Genomic DNA, 16,584 nt, shown 5'->3' on the forward strand with positions numbered 1-16,584 from the left:
ATGATCCTCCCTTAAGCTGAAAAGACAGACTGGAAAGGACTTAGCTCTACCTGAACCGATTTGGTCTGGGTATAGTGCTGTAAGGTCACCAGACCATTTTCACGGCCAACACCGGACTGTTTATAGCCACCAACCGGCATTTCTGCCGGAGATTCGCCCCAGGTATTCAGCCAGCAAATCCCTGCTTCAATCTGATGAATAATGCGATGGGCCCGGCTTAAATCTGGACTGACCACACCGGCAGCCAGACCATAGGTGGTAGCATTGGCTCTGCGGATCACTTCATCTTCGCTGTCATAGCTTAAGATGCTCATAACCGGGCCAAAAATTTCTTCCTGAACAATGCGCATTTCATCATGACAGTCGGTAAATACCGTGGGTTCAACAAAAGCCCCGTGCGCAAATTCAGCTGCCGCTGCGCGCTGTCCACCTGTTAACAGACGGGCGCCCTGTTGCTTGCCCAGCTCAATGTAATGCAATACTTTTTCCATATGGGCAAAGCTGGACAGTGGTCCGAAATTGGTGTTCGGGTCTAAAGGCTGCCCCATCCGCACATAAGGAATGCGCTGCAGAATCTTTTCTTCAAAAGCAGTTTTTAAAGCAGCAGGAATAAACACCCGGGTTCCATTGGTACACACCTGTCCAGAGCTGTAGAAATTGGCCATCATGGCGATATCGGCAGCCAGATCCAGATTGGCATCTTCACAGATAATTAACGGTGATTTTCCACCGAGTTCCATGGTGATTTCTTTTAAGCTGGACGCCGCTGCCTGTGCCATTACTTTTTTACCGGTACTCACACCGCCGGTAAAGGATACTTTGGCAATCTCTGGATGCTCAGTTAAGTAACTACCCACATCGCCACCACCGGTCACCACATTAAAGACGCCGTCTGGTACTCCGGCTTCACTATAAATTTCGGCCAGTTTTAACGCGGTAAGTGGGGTAATTTCACTGGCTTTAAACACCATGGCATTGCCTGCGGCCAAGGCCGGTGCAGATTTCCATAACGCAATCTGGATTGGATAATTCCAGGCGCCAATACCGGCCACCACACCCAGCGGTTCACGGCGGGTATAAATAAAAGAACTTTCTCTTAATGGAATTTGCTGGCCTTCGAGCGCTGGTAAAATGCTGGCATAATATTCCAGCACATCTGCCCCGGTCACAATATCGACGCTCCGGGTTTCACTTAAAGGCTTGCCACTGTCCAGGCTTTCAATTTCTGCCAGCTCATCATTGCGTGCCCGTAAAATGGCTACGGCCTGATTTAAAATGCGTGAACGCTGCATGGTGGTCATGGCTGCCCAGACTTTTTGTCCCTGTTTGGCAGACTGTACTGCCCGATCAACATCGGCCTGGTTACATGCCTGAATGGTGGCCAACACCTCAGCATTGGCCGGATTAATACTTTGGAATGTTTCAGAGGATGAAGCATCGACAAACTGACCGTGAATATAAGGTCGTTGTGTATTGAATTGCATCAATCGGTTCTCCTCGTAATTTAGTGAATATTGAGTTGCTGACGGATATAGTCGGCACAAATCTGAATAGGTAAATCGGCATCCAGTTCAGTGGTCATTAAGGAACCGCGTAACCAGAAACCGTCAATCAGTGCGGCCAGACCCTGCGCGGCGCGTTCAGCCTGCTCGCGGTCCAGCTGTTTGGCAAACTCATGCTTGATATTGGAATGCAGGCGATAATGGTTGACCTGCTGCAAACGGTGCAAGTCAGGTTGATGCATACTGTTGGCCCAGAATGCCAGCCAGGTTTTCATGGCGGCTTTATCGGTCTGTTCGGCCGAGAAATTGGCACGCACAATCGCAATCAGGCGCTGCTCCGGGGTGTTTTCTGCGGCGTTTAAACTGGCAGAAATGGCATCGCCCAGCTGTTGCAGCAAATAACGCATGGTCGCTTCAATCAGGCCATGCTTGCCCTGAAAATAATGACTGATGATGCCTGTAGACACACCTGCCCGCTGGGCAATCTGGCTGATAGATGCTTCAGCAAAACCCAGTTCATTAATGGCAGATAAGGTGGCATCAATTAGCTGTTGACGACGAATCGGTTGCATACCAACTTTAGGCATAAGATCGACCTGACTAATAAAAATCATGCACAAGGCAAGGTAACATATAAAAAACGTTATTTTAATTGAACGTTCAATTAAAATAAATTATAGTCCCGTCTGCTTCCTGATGTACAGCTCAGTTTGTTTTTCATTTGCAAATGTTTGTAATGAGAGCCATGCCTATAGTCTGGTTATGCCAAAACACACTGCGCTGTAGATCCGAATTAAAAAAATATGGTCACAGATTTATGCAAAAGAAAACTGAACAGACGACCGATAGTCTGAACAAAGTTGTCTTTTTTCTTTCGGCAACACTCATCCTGCTGTTTTCGCTGGTTACGATTTTATTTAATGACCAGGCGAATCAGCTCATTACCCAAATCTTGAACTGGGTCAGCCGGACCTTTAGCTGGTATTACCTGCTGGCGGCCACCTTATATCTGGTCTTTGTACTGTTTATTGCCCTGTCGCGTTATGGCGATATCAAATTAGGTCCCAAACATTCCAAGCCGGAATTTAGCCTGCTGAGCTGGTCGGCAATGCTGTTCTCGGCCGGAATCGGGATTGACCTGATGTTCTTCTCGGTGGCCGAACCGCTGTCTCACTATATGAATCCGCCTGTCGGCGAAGGCCAGACTTTTGAGGCTGCGCGCCAGTCAATGGTCTGGACCCTGTTCCACTATGGATTAACTGGCTGGAGCATGTATGCCTTGGTTGGCGTGGCTTTGGGTTATTTTAGTTATCGTTATAACCTGCCGCTAACCATCCGCTCGGCGCTTTATCCGATTTTTGGCAAGCGTGTTAATGGCTGGATTGGACATAGTGTTGATACCGCGGCCGTTTTGGGCACCATTTTTGGTATTGCCACCACCTGCGGGATTGGTGTGGTTCAGCTCAACTACGGCCTGCATGTACTGTTTGATGTGCCAGAAAACCTGCTGATCCAGTCGGCGCTGATTGCCGTTGCAGTCATTATTACTGCAATTTCAGTGGCTTCTGGGGTAAATAAAGGCCTCCGGATTCTGTCTGAAGTCAATATTTATGTGTCGATTGGTCTGCTGCTTTTTATTCTGGTGATGGGCAATACCGAGTTTTTACTGGCAGCGTTAATCCAGAACTTTGGCGACTATATTAGCCAGTTCCCGCAACTGTCCTTAACCAGTTTTCCGTTTCAGCAACCGAAAGAATGGATGAACAGCTGGACCCTGTTTTTCTGGGCCTGGTGGATTGCCTGGTCGCCATTTGTCGGCCTGTTCCTGGCGCGAATTTCCCGTGGCCGAACCATCCGTGAATTTGTGGCCGGTACCTTAATTATTCCCCTGCTGTTTACCCTGACCTGGCTGTCAATTTTTGGAAATAGCGCTCTGCACAGCGTCATTTTTGATGGCAATACCCAGCTGGCCACCACCGTATTGGCCAATCCGGCACATGGTTTCTATGACCTGCTTACCCAATATCCGTGGTTCCCATTTCTGGCCGGCGTCGCTACCATTACCGGTTTGCTGTTTTATGTGACTTCTGCCGATTCAGGCGCACTGGTACTGGGGAATTTCACCACCAAATTTAGCAATATTGAACATGATTCGCCGCGCTGGTTAAGTGTCTTCTGGGCACTGGCGATTGGTTTACTGACTTTGGCCATGCTGATGGCCAATGGCGTGACTGCACTGCAAAACACCACCATTATTATGGGGCTGCCTTTTAGCTTTGTGATTTTCTTTGTGATGGCGGGTCTGTACAAGTCATTAAGACTGGAAGATTTCCGTCAGGCCAGTACCAGCATGAATGCGGCACCCGTGGTCGGCAATGTCGACATCTTTAACTGGAAAAAACGCCTCAGCCGGGTAATGCTGCATGCCAATTTATCGCAAACCCAGCAAATGCTGGAAGAGGTCTGTAAACCGGCAATGCAGGCGGTGGCCACAGAATTCATCAACAAAGGCATTCAGGTCGATCTGGCGGAAAAAGCCCTGGATGATGAACCGGAACTGTCACATCTGGATTTAACCATTCAGCTGGATGAAGAAGAAAACTTCGTTTACCAGATCTGGCCAATCCGTTATGACACACCCAACTTCAGTTCACGCGGCAAACGCACCAAGAAATACTATTACCGTCTGGAAACCTATCTGTTTGAAGGCTCGCAAGGCAATGATCTGGTGGGTTATAGCAAGGAACAGGTCATTAACGACATTCTGGATAAATACGAGCGCCATTTGATGTTCTTGCACATCAACCGGATTAGTCCAGGCAAGCGCCCGCTCTTTCCAGACCCGGATCAATAAGGAATCTGTAGGATGTCTGAATCGCTTCACGCCTTTGCACTGTTTTTCTCATTATTAAACCCGTTTTTAATGAGTATTTATATGCTCGGCATTATCCGTAATTCCGAGGCCCGAGTGTTTAATCGCGCCCTGATTCAGGGCAGTTTAATCAGCTTTGTGGTGTTTATTATTTTCGCCAAAACCGGTGAAGCCTTTTTTCATGATGTCCTGCATGTCCGTTTTGAATCTTTCCAGATTTTTGGCGGGATTATTTTTCTGGTGATTGGTTATCGCTATGTGTTTGAAGGCGCCGATACCATTGGGGTGATGCGTGGTGCGCCGCATCATTTGGCTGGCACCATTGCCATGCCGTTTATGATTGGCCCGGGAACTATTAGCGCCGCCGTTATCACCGGAATTCAGCTAAACCTGTGGCAACTGGTGCTGGTGATTTTTGTGACGCTATTTCTGACCTGTAGCCTGCTTATTTTAATGAAATATGCGCATGATCATTTGCAGCATAAACATTCCAATTATATTGATTTGTATGTCGATATTGTCGGGCGTCTGGCTGCCTTGCTGATTGGGACCATTGCCATTGATATGATTGTGACCGGTGTCAGCGGAATTATGCAGAGCTAAAATAACCTGAGTTCGATGAAATCCACTTAGCCTTTTAGCATATTTTGGAAAGTTGGCTTATTGGGGTTCAAACAATAAAGCAGATTTCCAGAATGGAACGATCATTTGGCAATAAAAATATTTGAAGAATCTAAAACCGGATTGATGAAATAAAATGACAATGGTCATTTCTTCAGACAAGCTTAAAGCTGACTTTTTCAACCTGTTTTTTTGGTGGTGTTTCAAAAAGTATGCTGAAAAAAACAGGTTGGCTTTTGATAAGATAGTGAGATGCAAATAACACTAGAAATCAAATGTCCAACCTGTCTAAGTGACAGTATAAAGAAAAATGGCCTCAAACTATATGGCAAGCAAAACTATCAATGTGAAGAGCCACCAAAATTCTAGACACACATAATCATCTTTTGATGGGCCTTTTCATAATCTAATGGAGAACGCTGATCATTGGAACCATGCCTGCGTTTTGTATTGTAGAACATCTCAATATATTCAAAGATATCAGACCTAGCCTCAGTTCTTGATGCATATATTTTCTTTTTGATCCTCTCTCGTTTTAACAGTTGAAAAAAGCTCTCGGCAACAGCATTGTCATGGCATGAGCAGTGTACTGCGCAAGTCGACGACTCATACTACTTTCAAGATTATGATGCTTGAGAAATGTCTGCCATTCATGACTGGTGTATTGGCCGCCTTGGTCAGAATGGATTAGGACTTTGTTCTTTGGGTTTCTTCGCCACAAAGCCATCAATAACGCATCTAAAACCAGATCTGCCGTGATTCTGAATTTCATAGACCAGCCAACAACAAGACGTGAAAACAGGTCAATCACAACTGCGAGATATAGCCACCCTTCATAAGTGCGGATATAAGGGTGAGATTCCTTTGGTCTACTCACCCCTATATTCAAACAAATTCAGGCTGGGTCTATACCGCCTTTATTATTGATGTGTTCTCACGAGCAATTGTTGGATGGAAAGTATCTACACGGATGAATACAGATATGGTACTCGATGCACTTGAGCAAGCATTGCACGATCGAGGCATGCCAAAGAATGTGATTCATCATTCCGATAGAGGTGTTCAATATCTTTCTATTCGCTATACCAATCGTTTAGAAGCTGCAAATTTACGAGCATCAGTCGGTACAACTGGTGATTCATACGATAATGCTCTGGCTGAAACGGTGAATGGCTTATACAAAACAGAGGTGATTGAATATTTAAAAGCAGATTGGCAAGGTTTAGCAGATGTACAACTAGCGACACTCAACTGGGTAGATTGGTTCAATAAAAAGCGTGTACACAGTGCACTGGGTTATGTATCGCCTTTTGAGTTTGAAGCAATGTACTATGATAAGATTAACCCGTTAGGTCAGGTGGCCTAACTTAAATAAAAAAGTCTCCGACAAACCCGGTACGGTTCAGATAGGCTTGTGCAACAAAGCCATACAGATGTAAAAGAAACAATACTATAACTTTACACTAGTTCTATCTGCGAACCTTTGATTTATACTAGCCGGATAACATCACCGGCTTTAAATCAGTTTAGCGACTTTATGAACTTAAAGAAAAATAAAAGACAGCTTGTCTGGGGTTTAAATCTGCTTGCATCGATGATGTATGGCAGCTTTGCTCATGCGCAGAGCATCAGCTTTCAGGACGCTGAACGTCAGTTGTTGCAAAATTCTTATAGCAGCCAAGCCTATCAAAGTCTGGAACAGGCTTCAAAACTTGAAGCTGAAGCAGTGAAAGGTATAGGTCTGCCACGAGTCGACCTGAATGTTCGTGCGTATGCCTTTCATAATGAACTCGATCTGCCTTTGGGTGCATTAAAAAATAATTTAGAGCAATCCTTAACGGATGGTGTAAATAATAGAATTGATGAACTGAACTTAGGGGGGCTGGCTGACCCGCTAAAAAATAGTCTAAGACAACCTATTCAAAATGGGGTGGGCTTAATTCCTGATAGTTCGCATGTCGTGCTGGATGATCAGGTGATTCGCCCGACGATTTCAGTCATGATGCCGCTTTATACCGGTGGGCTGACAAGCAGCGCTAAAGAAATCGCCAATATTCAGGTCGGTCGTAGTCAGCTCAGCAACAAACAGCAGCAAGACACGCAGCGTTTTGAACTGATTCAAAGTTATTTTAATGTACAGCTCCAAAAGCAACTGCATGCAGCTGCGCTGTTTAATCTGAATGCCATGCAGCAGCATTATCGCAATGCCTTAAAGATGGAACAGCAAGGTTTTATCAGTAAAGGGCACCGCATGCAGTTTGAAGTGGCACGCAATAATGCCGAGCGCAGCCAGCAAAATACACAGGCCAATTTGAATGCTGCCCTGTTCCAGCTGAATAATCTGCTTCAGGAAAGTAGCATCACCGAACTTTCGACGCCTTTATTTGTCAATAAAACCGAGCCACAGGCCTTAAATTATCTGCTGAAAACCTTTAGTCAGAACTCTGCGCTGATTCAAAAAATGCAGCTGGATACTCAATTAGTTCAAGCCAATGTAAAAGCCCAGCAAGCAGCTAAAAAACCGAATGTTTTTGCTTTTGGCGAATATAGTCTGGATCAAAATGAAAACTGGATTGTCGGAGTTGCCGCACGCTATAACCTGTTTTCTGGGATCGATAAAAACAAAAATATTCAGGCTGCCGAACTCAAACGCTCTGCCACAGAACTGCTCACTGCACGCACCCAGCAGGAAATTGAAAATCTGATTTATAAATCTTATAGCGAAGCACTCAGCGCACAGCAAAGTGATGCACTTCTGGCACAAAATTTGAAAGCCGCACAGGAAAATTTACGCATCCAAGAATTGTCCTTTAAAGAAGATATGGGCACCGCCATACAGGTCATCGATGCACAAAATATGCTGAGCGGACTACGAGCCGAAACTGCCTTGAATGCTTACAAATATGTGATGTCACTGGCCACACTATTACAAAGCCATGGCTCGATTGCAGAATTTCCGAACTACATCCAACATACCAACACTCACTATATTCGCTAATGGAGCCGAACATGAACGAAGATCAAAAACCCAATGATCCTGTGAATGAAGCGGCTTCATCCAGCGATACAGAAAAATCGCCTGCGCAACAGGTAGAAACAAAAACTGAAATAGAAAACAACGCGACGACTTCGACCGAGCAACAACAAGCTCCTGAAATCGCTAAAAAGAAAAAATATTTATTGCTCGCCCTGATTCCAGTTCTGCTGGCAGTCATCGCATTTGGATTATGGAAAAGCTACCAACCGGCTCCGCTTGAATTGCAGGGTCGTGTAGAAGCTGAAACAGTTCAGGTGGCGACCAAAGTGCCAAGCCGTATTGAAGAAATTTATGTAGAAGAAGGTCAGCGAGTCAAAAAAGGCGATGTGCTGGTGCGCTTAAACAGCCCGGAAATTCAGGCCAAAAAACAGCAAGCCGCAGCGGCTTTACAATCTGCGCTGGCCTTACAATCGACTGCTGAACGTGGCTCGCAAGAAGAAAATATCGCCAGCCTGTATGCCAACTGGCAATCGCTGAAAGCACAGCAAAATTTAGCCAAAGTTTCTTATGAGCGTGGTGCAAATTTATTTAAGGAAGGTGTGATTTCACGCCAGCGCCGTGATGAATTGTATGCAGCCAGTCAATCAGCGGCACAAATGACAGAAGCAGCGTATCAGCAATACGCACGTGCCAAACGTGGCAGCACCTCGCAGCAAAAGAGTTCTGCCGATGCACAAGTAGATATTGCCCAGGCTGCGCTGGATGAAGCCAATGCATTAGAGGCAGAAACCCAATTAGTAGCACCTGTAAACGGAACGGTGTCTAAAACCTATGGCAAAGTCTCGGAGCTGGTAGCCACCGCAGTCCCTGTGGTCAGCCTGATTGAAGATCAAATGTGGGTGAGCCTGAATATTCGTGAAGACCAATATGCCCCGTTTCAGAAAATGAGCAGTATTGAAGGTTATATTCCCGCCCTAGATAAAACCGCCACTTTTAAAATCAAGCAGATCAGTGCTGAAGGTGAATTTGCCACCATTAAGACCACACGCCAAACCGGCGGTTATGATGTGCGAAGTTTTAAGCTGCATCTTGTGCCCACACCAGCGATTCCTGAACTGAAAGTTGGGATGAGCGTGTTATTTAAACTGAAAGAGACCCGATAATGTGGACGGGTATATGGCGCGAACTGCGCTATCTGCTCCGCGAAAAATGGGATCTGTGTCTGGTCACGCTCGCACCTGCACTGGTGATTATTTTATTCAGCAGCATGTTTGCTCAAGGGAAACCGGATCATTTACCGATTGCGATTATTGATCAAGACCAGAGTGCGCTGAGTCAAAGCATTTATCAGCATGTGGCGCTGAATCATACTCTTAAAATTGCTACAGTGTCGGAACAAACAGCTGAAATTGAGCGCCTGTTAAATCAAAATAAAATTTGGGGTTATATCCATATTCCCAGCGGTGCCGAGCAACGTCTGGTTCGTGCCCGGGATGCTGACATCAGTATTGCCTTTAACCAGAGTTATTTCAGTATCGGAAATACCATTTCCTCTGCCATGCTGGTCAGTACCCTGCAAGCACTGGCTGAATTTAGCGGACAGCAATATCTGGGCAACCGGCTGCCTTCTCTCGAAGCACCGTCACCGCATATCAAAATATCGCCGCTGTATAACCCGCAGCTGAATTATGAATTCTATCTGGAACCCTATGTCATTCCGGCAATTCTGCATTTACTGCTGTGTTGTTGTGTGGCATTTTCCGTCGGTCAGGAACTGAAGCGACAGACCTTAACAAGCTGGATTAGCAACTCGTCCATCTGGATGGCATTACTGTCTAAGAACCTGGTCTATGTGGCTATTTTTAGTCTATGGACCTGGGTCTGGATGTTCTGGCTGATTGAAATTCGCGGCTGGTTTGTTGCTGGCTCGCTCGCTCTGATTCTATCAGCACAATTTCTGCTATATAGCGCTTATGCATTTTTAAGCAGTGCAGTGGTTCTGGCGACCAAAGATTTAAGTAAATCTTTTGGCATCATTGCGGTCTATGGTGGTTCATCTTTGAGTTTTGCAGGTGTGACCCTCCCTTTAAATAATGCGCCCCTGTTCACCCAGTTTTGGTCCAATATTATTCCGTTTACGCCCTATGCCAAATTACAAACTGAACAATGGGTGATTGGTAGTCCATTGCATATTTCACTGCAAGCTGGATTAATGCTGCTGATCTATGCCCTAGTCTACGCTCTGCTGGCTTATCTGTTTCTTAAAAAAATAGCTAAAGGAGCAGTCCAATGAAATCCCTCTGGTTTTACTATCTGCAAGGCTTCAAGGATATTGTCAGTCACGGCGCGATCTTTACCACGCTGATTCTATCTGTCTTGTTTTACAGCTTTTTTTATCCAACCGCTTATCAGGCACAGCAGGCTGAAGCCTTACCGATTATTATTGTCGATGAAGAACAAAGTAACTTAAGCACCCGTATTATTGGTCAGGTGGCACAAAGCCCCAATGTGGAAATTGAGGCGATTACCGGCAATTTTGCCGAAGCCAAACAATGGGTTGAATCTCAAAAAGCCGATGGCATTTTACTGCTACCGGACAATTTATCGCAAAGCTTAAGGCATGGTGAAACAGGCGGCATTGGCCTGTATTTAAGCACAGCCAACTTTTTAGTGACCAAACAAATTGGTCTGGGCTTAGCCACATCGGTTGAGCAAACTTTGGCAGACTATACTGAACGCTTTGGCGAGGTCTCGGACTTTTCACCTGCCCTTTCTGTGCATCAAATTCCTTTATTTAATCCGCTATCCGGCTATGGCAGTTATGTCTTTCCTGCGGTTGCACCTTTAATTATCCACCAAACTATTCTTCTGGGTTTGAGTATGCTGATTTTGGTATATCGGGAAAGAAAAATAGAATTAAACACAAATGCATTGATTGGGATGTGTTTAGCGGTCTTTACTATTGGCTGTCTGGGATGTTTCTATTTATTCGGCTTTAGCTTCTGGCTATTTGATTATCCACGTGGTGGCAACCTGTTCGGGATGCTACTGGCTGTTCCGGTTTTTATCTATACAATAATTGGCATGACCTGCCTATTCGCCAGTTTTCTGGATCTGCCGGAACGTGCGGGTCATGTAATTGTATTCACTTCCATTCCACTGTTCTTTTTATCTGGTGCGGCCTGGCCGCATGCTGCAATGCCTATCTGGATGCAAGTCGTTGGCGAAATCCTGCCTTCCACCCAAATTGTGCAGATGTTTATTCAACTCAATCAGATGGGTGTACCTACAGAGCTAGTCTTGCCTAAATTGCTTTATCTCGGAATGATCGGCAGCTTGTGCTTTTTCTTGGCTTATCGACGTTTAATTTCAAACTGTGGAACTTTCTAGCTTGTATATTATTGAACCTGTAAATAATTTTATGTAATTGCTTTTGATAAATTTAAAGGTGATTGCTTCACTGGTCACCGAATTCAATAATAAATCGGCTCATGGCTAAACGCCAGTCACGAATATAGGAATAGAATCTGGCTATCTATTTGCGTGATACTGGTCTGATTCTTTTTAGTAAGATGTGGCTCAAATGTACCGTCACGATCTCATGGTGCGGTGGTTCTTAATCTCCCCCATGACCGCTATATTAACCAAGGGGGTCAGTTTTACACTGCCGCTAACACGAATTACCCAAATATGTAAGGTAATTCCGCTGAGTCAGAACGAAGCTTCTGGCTCATTTACCCAATCCTGAAGACGTTATGAACAACTCTTCACTTTAATTTTGTAGGTAATCCCAGTTCCTTCGGGAGCTGGGATTAATACATATAAAGCAAAAGCTTAATCATCAAAATAAGGCTGTATTGAAATGATAATCGCTGAGCCAAGTGCATCTGACTTTAGTATCCAATATTTAAAGACCACTATTTTAATTTAAACACTAAACATCAACGCCAAAGACAGGGCCATACAACGCTGACCAGCTGCGCCAACCAAGGCATTTAAGGTCTGTTCTTTATTGGCATCCGGCATCACCACCACATGGTTTTTGGCGCCCATCATTGACTGCACCCGTTTGCCATGCTGGCCTGCCAGGTTATAGACATGGGTACCGACCGCGGTTGAACCGACAAAGGAAATGGCCTTGATGTCAGAATGCGTACACAGCAGATCGACCACTTCTTTACCGCCATGCACCACATTCAGTACCCCGGCAGGAACACCGGCCTGCATCGCCAGCTCAACCAGCATCATGGTTGATAGCGGATCCTGCTCCGACGGCTTTAAGACAAAGGTATTGCCGCAAACAATGGCCATCGGGAACATCCACAATGGAATCATCGCCGGGAAATTAAACGGAGTAATTCCGGCACAGACACCTAAGGGTTGTTGCATGGTATAGGTATCCACCCCGCGCGCCACGCCTTCAATATACTCACCCATTTGCAGCGAACCGACCGAGCAGGCATGTTCCACCACTTCCAGGCCACGCTGAATATCACCTTCGGCATCTGCTAATGTTTTGCCCTGTTCAGCTGTCAGGACTTGTGCAATACTTTTTAAGTTTTGACGGATCAGCTCCTGCAGTTTCAGCATAATCCGCATACGGGCCTGAATAGGTGTTTCACGCCAGCTGGCAAAAGCCTGTTGGGCTGCGGCAATGGCGGCATTGACTTCTTCTGCAGTGGCAAACGGCACCTGACCCAGAACCTCCTGGGTAGCAGGATTGACAATATCCTGCCAATGACTGGTTCTGGAGTCGATAAATTCACCATTAATCAGCAGTTTTGCCGTGGTGATGCCGGTATTCGAATGGGGATGATGAATCGCGTTCATGGTCGCTCCGTGCTGGTTTGTTATTGTCGTTTTATCTGCCTTTACTGGCTGTTTTTAACGTATTATTTTTTACGCTGTTTCAGCAGACTAACAAAGAACACTTTTGGCACCAATAGAGATTGGCGCACGACGGTTGTGCAAATTTGCACAGAGATTTAACAGGATGTTAAACATAAAATGAAAGTTGATTGGGATCACTTACGCTTTTTTCTGGTCTTGGCCCGGGCCAAAACCCTCACCAATGCTGCGCGCCTGATGGAAGTGGAACACAGCACCGTGGCACGGCGCATTCAGGCGCTGGAAAATACCTTGGGTACCCAGCTGTTTAAACGTGAAGCCAAAGGCTATGAGCTGACTGCGGAAGGTCTGGCACTGGTGCCCCGCGTCGAACAGATGGAACAGTCTTTTATCCAGATTGATAAACGCCATGACCCTTTACAAGGCCGGGTACGCATTGGTGCGCCGGAAGGTTTCGGGACGGCGTTTCTGGCCCGGCTGCTGGCGGAGTTTTCACAGCATTATCCTTCGCTGACTATTGACCTGATTCCGGTGCCAAAAACCATCAAACTTTCACATCGTGAGGCCGATATTGTCATTTCAATTGACCGGCCCAAATCCGGGCCTTATATCATTACCCGACTCTCAAATTACTGTTTAAAACTGTACGGCAGTCAAAGCTATTTACAGCAAAACCCACCAATTAGACAGCTGGAAGATCTGAAACAGCACCGATTTGTCGATTATATTGATGATCTGGTGTATAGCTCGGCGCTGTATTCGCTGGAACGTTTGCCGCTGCAAGTGACAGCTTGTTTTCGCAGTAACAGTATTCTGGCCCAGCAGATTGCGGTCAGTACCGGCGCCGGACTGGCAATTTTGCCGCGATTTCTGGTGCATGATAAACCCGATCTGCAAGAAGTTCTGGGCGATCAGGTCAGTTTTACCCATACCTTCTGGATGTTGACCCTAGTTGATTTACAGCATGAGCCGAAAATCAAACTGGTCTGGGATTTCCTGCGCAAACAGGCCGATGTGCAGCAGGCCCTGTTAATGGGCACTTAAAATCCTTTGCAGTATCTGGAGATTGATACATGCCGATACAGCAACTGAACGTATCACAACACTTAGCGCCCATTACGCTTGCTAAATTAACAGCCGATGAACCGAATAATATGAACCATTCAGGAAAATGATATGAAGATTCTCATCGTGCTGACCTCTCATGACCGTCTGGGTGATACAGGCAAACAGACCGGTTTCTGGCTGGAAGAACTGGCCGCCCCTTATTATGCTTTTGTTGATGCTGGCGCCGAGGTGACCTTGGCCTCTCCTAAAGGTGGTCAACCGCCTCTTGATCCGAAAAGTAATGAACCCGATGCTCAGACCAAAGCCACCGAGCGTTTTAAGGCGGATACCGCCGCCATGCAAGATCTGGCGCAGACACGCAAACTCAGTGAGGTGTCGATTGCCGATTTTGATGCCGTGTTTTATCCGGGCGGTCATGGACCCTTATGGGATTTGGCCGAAGACCCGGATTCTATCTCTTTGATTGAACAAACATTGCAAGCCAATAAACCGGTGGCGTTGGTCTGCCATGCGCCGGGAGTATTACGTCATGTCAAAGCACAGGATGGCCAACCATTGGTCAAAGGCAAGACTGTGACCGGTTTTAGTAATACAGAAGAAGATGCGGTTGGGCTGACCAATGTTGTGCCCTTTTTAGTTGAAGATATGCTGAAAGAACACGGCGGACAATATTCAAAAGCTGAGGACTGGCAGGTGCATGTACAGCAAGATGGTTTGCTGATTACCGGACAGAATCCGGCATCCTCAGAGGCGACCGCAGAAGCATTATTGAAATTCTCGAAATAAGCATAGTCATCGACGTCATCGCTTTTTGTGCTTAATAGAAAACTCCTGAATGGATTATTCAGGAGTTTTTAAATTGTTCGGATTGAACAACTCTTGAAGAATGATGCCCACCGGTTCAAGCCAGCTGATGTCTAAACACTAAACATCAACGCCAAAGACAACAGCAAGCATAAAAATAACATAGCTGAAACCGCCTGCCAGAATCTAACAGGATTTTTATCCAGCAAGGAAGACTGAACCGGCTTTAAAAAATACCGGTTAGGATGCTTAAGATCATACAGAAATTCCGACAATACCTCATAGCGTTCATTTGGCATCAGGGCCAAGGCCTTATGCAAGGCTCCATCAATCCACACCGGAATATCTGGCCGATATTCTAAAATTGAATGATAACGCACCGTTTTTAGCTGTTTAAGCGTCTGACAACGCGCCAGTTCGGTGCCATAGGGTAACTGTTTGCTAAGTACATAATACAGTACCACGGCCAGTGAAAACTGGTCTGAACGGGTGGAAACCGGCCGCGAGCAAAAATATTCCGGCGCCATAAAGGCCAAGGTGCCCAAAGCCGCGGCATGTTGCGGCTGTGATTCGGAAATCCCCTTGACCAGGGTTGCACCAAAATCAATCAGTTTTAGCTCTAACTGTGCATTCAGCATGATATTTTCAGGGCGAATATCCTGATGCAGCATGTCCAGCCGGTGAAAAGCCTGCAAACCTTTAATGATCTGTTCCGTAATCTGGATGGCGGTTTCAAGCGCAATCGGCTGGCGCTGCTGATGCAGCCAGGTATTTAAGGTCTGGCCAGATAAATATTCATAGGTTTGAAAATAATAAGATTTACTGCGCTGATGCGGATAGGCCGCTAAAACTTGTGGATGCTGAATCCGTTTCGCCACCCACTCTTCCAGCAAAAAACGCTCCAGTGCCTGCGCATCCTGGGTTAAATCCAGTGACGGAATTTTAATGACCAGTTGCTGCTGCCACGTTTCATCCCAAGCCAGATATAAACGGCTACGATGGTTCTGGTGCAGTACATTTTGAATCCGGTAGCCTTCAAACTGCTGACCTATGCTTAAATCCGGGGCCTGACTTAGCTGGTTGTGACTTGGCTGAAATTGTGACTGGGCCTGTTGTGGCAGCTGCTGTACCTGCACAATTTGCAGGGTTAAATTGTCAGGACTGCCCTGCGCATCGGCCAGATGGACCAGCATTTCTGCTACCTGGTCAAGATCTAAAGTTTCGGGGCTGTGAAGTGCCTCGATAATTTGGCTGTCCGACAGATATTCATATACACCATCGGTCATCAACAGGAAAATATCATCCTGTGCCAACGGCAGACTCAAATAATCCACCTCTACTTTCTGCGCCACGCCCAAAGCCCGGCTTAAATAGCTTTCCCGGGAAGATAACCAGACCCGATGATCGACACTGAGCTGTTCCAGCTGTTGCTCACGCAAGCGGTAAATACGGGCATCACCAATATGAAACAGATGTACAGTTTCATGTTTGAATACCAGCGCGCTAAAAGTGCAGACATAGCCGCGGTCTTTATCGACACGGCTCTGACTTTGCTGGGTCTGGGCATAGAGCCAGGAATTGGTGGCACGAATCACCCGATCGACCGAAGTTTTGACGCTCCAGGAATCGGGCGTCGAAAAGTAATCGGCCAGAAAACTGGACACAGCGGTTTCACTGGCGATATGACTGACATTGCTGCTGCTAATGCCATCGGCAATGGCGCAGGCAATGCCCTTTTGCTGTGCCAGATAGCCCTCCGGAACAGCCGCGCCGTGAAAATCCTGATTGCTCTCTTTGCGGCCGGCAGCACTATATTGCCCAAGCCGAATTTGAAGTGAAGTCTGGTGTGAAGATGGCAAAGTGGACATGCGCTGTTCTCAACTGGCTGGAAT

At 46.2% G+C, this 16,584-nt stretch carries 11 protein-coding genes and 5 pseudogenes; 10 read left to right on the plus strand and 6 right to left on the minus strand.

The window, feature by feature from the left end; genetic code table 11:
* Window positions 1-11: 11 nt before the first annotated feature.
* Entirely contained in the window at window positions 12-1,487 is a 1,476-nt protein-coding gene (gene betB / locus GA693_RS04970; protein ID WP_171066688.1) for a betaine-aldehyde dehydrogenase, read from the minus strand.
* A 17-nt stretch (window positions 1,488-1,504) separates the two neighbouring features.
* On the minus strand, window positions 1,505-2,089 hold the full coding sequence (gene betI / locus GA693_RS04975) for a transcriptional regulator BetI (RefSeq protein WP_034597681.1): 585 nt from the start codon (window positions 2,087-2,089) through the stop codon (window positions 1,505-1,507).
* A 230-nt stretch (window positions 2,090-2,319) separates the two neighbouring features.
* Between betI and GA693_RS04980 the strand changes: the two genes are divergently transcribed.
* Together GA693_RS04980 and GA693_RS04985 are read left to right on the plus strand one after the other, a co-directional pair.
* Window positions 2,320-4,356 (plus strand): choline transporter, encoded by a 2,037-nt coding sequence (locus GA693_RS04980; protein ID WP_160241313.1) that lies wholly within the window; start codon window positions 2,320-2,322, stop codon window positions 4,354-4,356.
* A 12-nt stretch (window positions 4,357-4,368) separates the two neighbouring features.
* Window positions 4,369-4,977: a MarC family protein gene (locus tag GA693_RS04985; protein ID WP_045795652.1), complete on the plus strand. Its 609-nt coding sequence runs from the start codon at window positions 4,369-4,371 to the stop codon at window positions 4,975-4,977.
* A 78-nt stretch (window positions 4,978-5,055) separates the two neighbouring features.
* Here the strand turns inward: GA693_RS04985 and GA693_RS14875 are convergent.
* Window positions 5,056-5,193: pseudogene (locus tag GA693_RS14875) on the minus strand (IS982 family transposase); the annotation flags it as partial.
* Window positions 5,194-5,247: 54 nt separating this feature from the next.
* On the opposite strand from GA693_RS14875, the pseudogene GA693_RS04995 reads away from it, so the two are divergent.
* A pseudogene (locus GA693_RS04995) lies at window positions 5,248-5,349 on the plus strand (transposase-like zinc-binding domain-containing protein); the annotation flags it as partial.
* A gap of 11 nt (window positions 5,350-5,360) precedes the next feature.
* Here GA693_RS04995 and GA693_RS05000 read toward each other — a convergent pair.
* Window positions 5,361-5,845 (minus strand): annotated as a pseudogene (locus GA693_RS05000) (IS3 family transposase); the annotation flags it as partial.
* 27 nt (window positions 5,846-5,872) lie between these two features.
* On the opposite strand from GA693_RS05000, the pseudogene GA693_RS05005 reads away from it, so the two are divergent.
* The 5 genes and pseudogenes from GA693_RS05005 to GA693_RS05025 all read left to right on the plus strand — a co-directional run.
* A pseudogene (locus tag GA693_RS05005) lies at window positions 5,873-6,361 on the plus strand (IS3 family transposase); the annotation flags it as partial.
* A 171-nt stretch (window positions 6,362-6,532) separates the two neighbouring features.
* A complete protein-coding gene (locus GA693_RS05010; RefSeq protein ID WP_160241312.1) occupies window positions 6,533-7,993 on the plus strand; it encodes a TolC family protein in 1,461 nt (486 codons plus the stop codon).
* Between the two features lie 11 nt (window positions 7,994-8,004).
* Complete coding sequence (locus tag GA693_RS05015; protein ID WP_005177920.1) at window positions 8,005-9,135, plus strand: HlyD family secretion protein; 1,131 nt, start codon at window positions 8,005-8,007, stop codon at window positions 9,133-9,135.
* Window positions 9,135-10,265 carry an ABC transporter permease gene (locus GA693_RS05020; RefSeq protein ID WP_160241311.1) on the plus strand — a complete coding sequence of 377 codons (1,131 nt, stop codon included), beginning with the start codon at window positions 9,135-9,137 and terminating at the stop codon, window positions 10,263-10,265. Before GA693_RS05015 ends, GA693_RS05020 begins: the two co-directional genes overlap by 1 nt.
* Window positions 10,262-11,362, plus strand: a complete 1,101-nt coding sequence (locus GA693_RS05025; protein WP_127800767.1) for an ABC transporter permease — start codon at window positions 10,262-10,264, stop codon at window positions 11,360-11,362. Before GA693_RS05020 ends, GA693_RS05025 begins: the two co-directional genes overlap by 4 nt.
* 549 nt (window positions 11,363-11,911) lie before the next feature.
* Here the strand turns inward: GA693_RS05025 and GA693_RS05030 are convergent.
* Window positions 11,912-12,802 (minus strand): annotated as a pseudogene (locus tag GA693_RS05030) (aldehyde dehydrogenase family protein); the annotation flags it as partial.
* A 177-nt stretch (window positions 12,803-12,979) separates the two neighbouring features.
* Between GA693_RS05030 and GA693_RS05035 the strand changes: the two are divergent.
* Both GA693_RS05035 and GA693_RS05040 read left to right on the plus strand, forming a co-directional pair.
* Entirely contained in the window at window positions 12,980-13,864 is an 885-nt protein-coding gene (locus GA693_RS05035; protein WP_104471333.1) for a LysR family transcriptional regulator, read from the plus strand.
* 132 nt (window positions 13,865-13,996) lie between these two features.
* Window positions 13,997-14,674: a type 1 glutamine amidotransferase domain-containing protein gene (locus tag GA693_RS05040; protein WP_005177934.1), complete on the plus strand. Its 678-nt coding sequence runs from the start codon at window positions 13,997-13,999 to the stop codon at window positions 14,672-14,674.
* Between the two features lie 131 nt (window positions 14,675-14,805).
* On the opposite strand, the gene GA693_RS05045 is transcribed toward GA693_RS05040, so the two are convergent.
* Entirely contained in the window at window positions 14,806-16,560 is a 1,755-nt protein-coding gene (locus GA693_RS05045) for a bifunctional protein-serine/threonine kinase/phosphatase (protein WP_160241310.1), read from the minus strand.
* Window positions 16,561-16,584 lie beyond the last annotated feature (24 nt).

The organism is Acinetobacter indicus, assembly GCF_009914475.1.
Taxonomy (GTDB): domain Bacteria; phylum Pseudomonadota; class Gammaproteobacteria; order Pseudomonadales; family Moraxellaceae; genus Acinetobacter; species Acinetobacter indicus.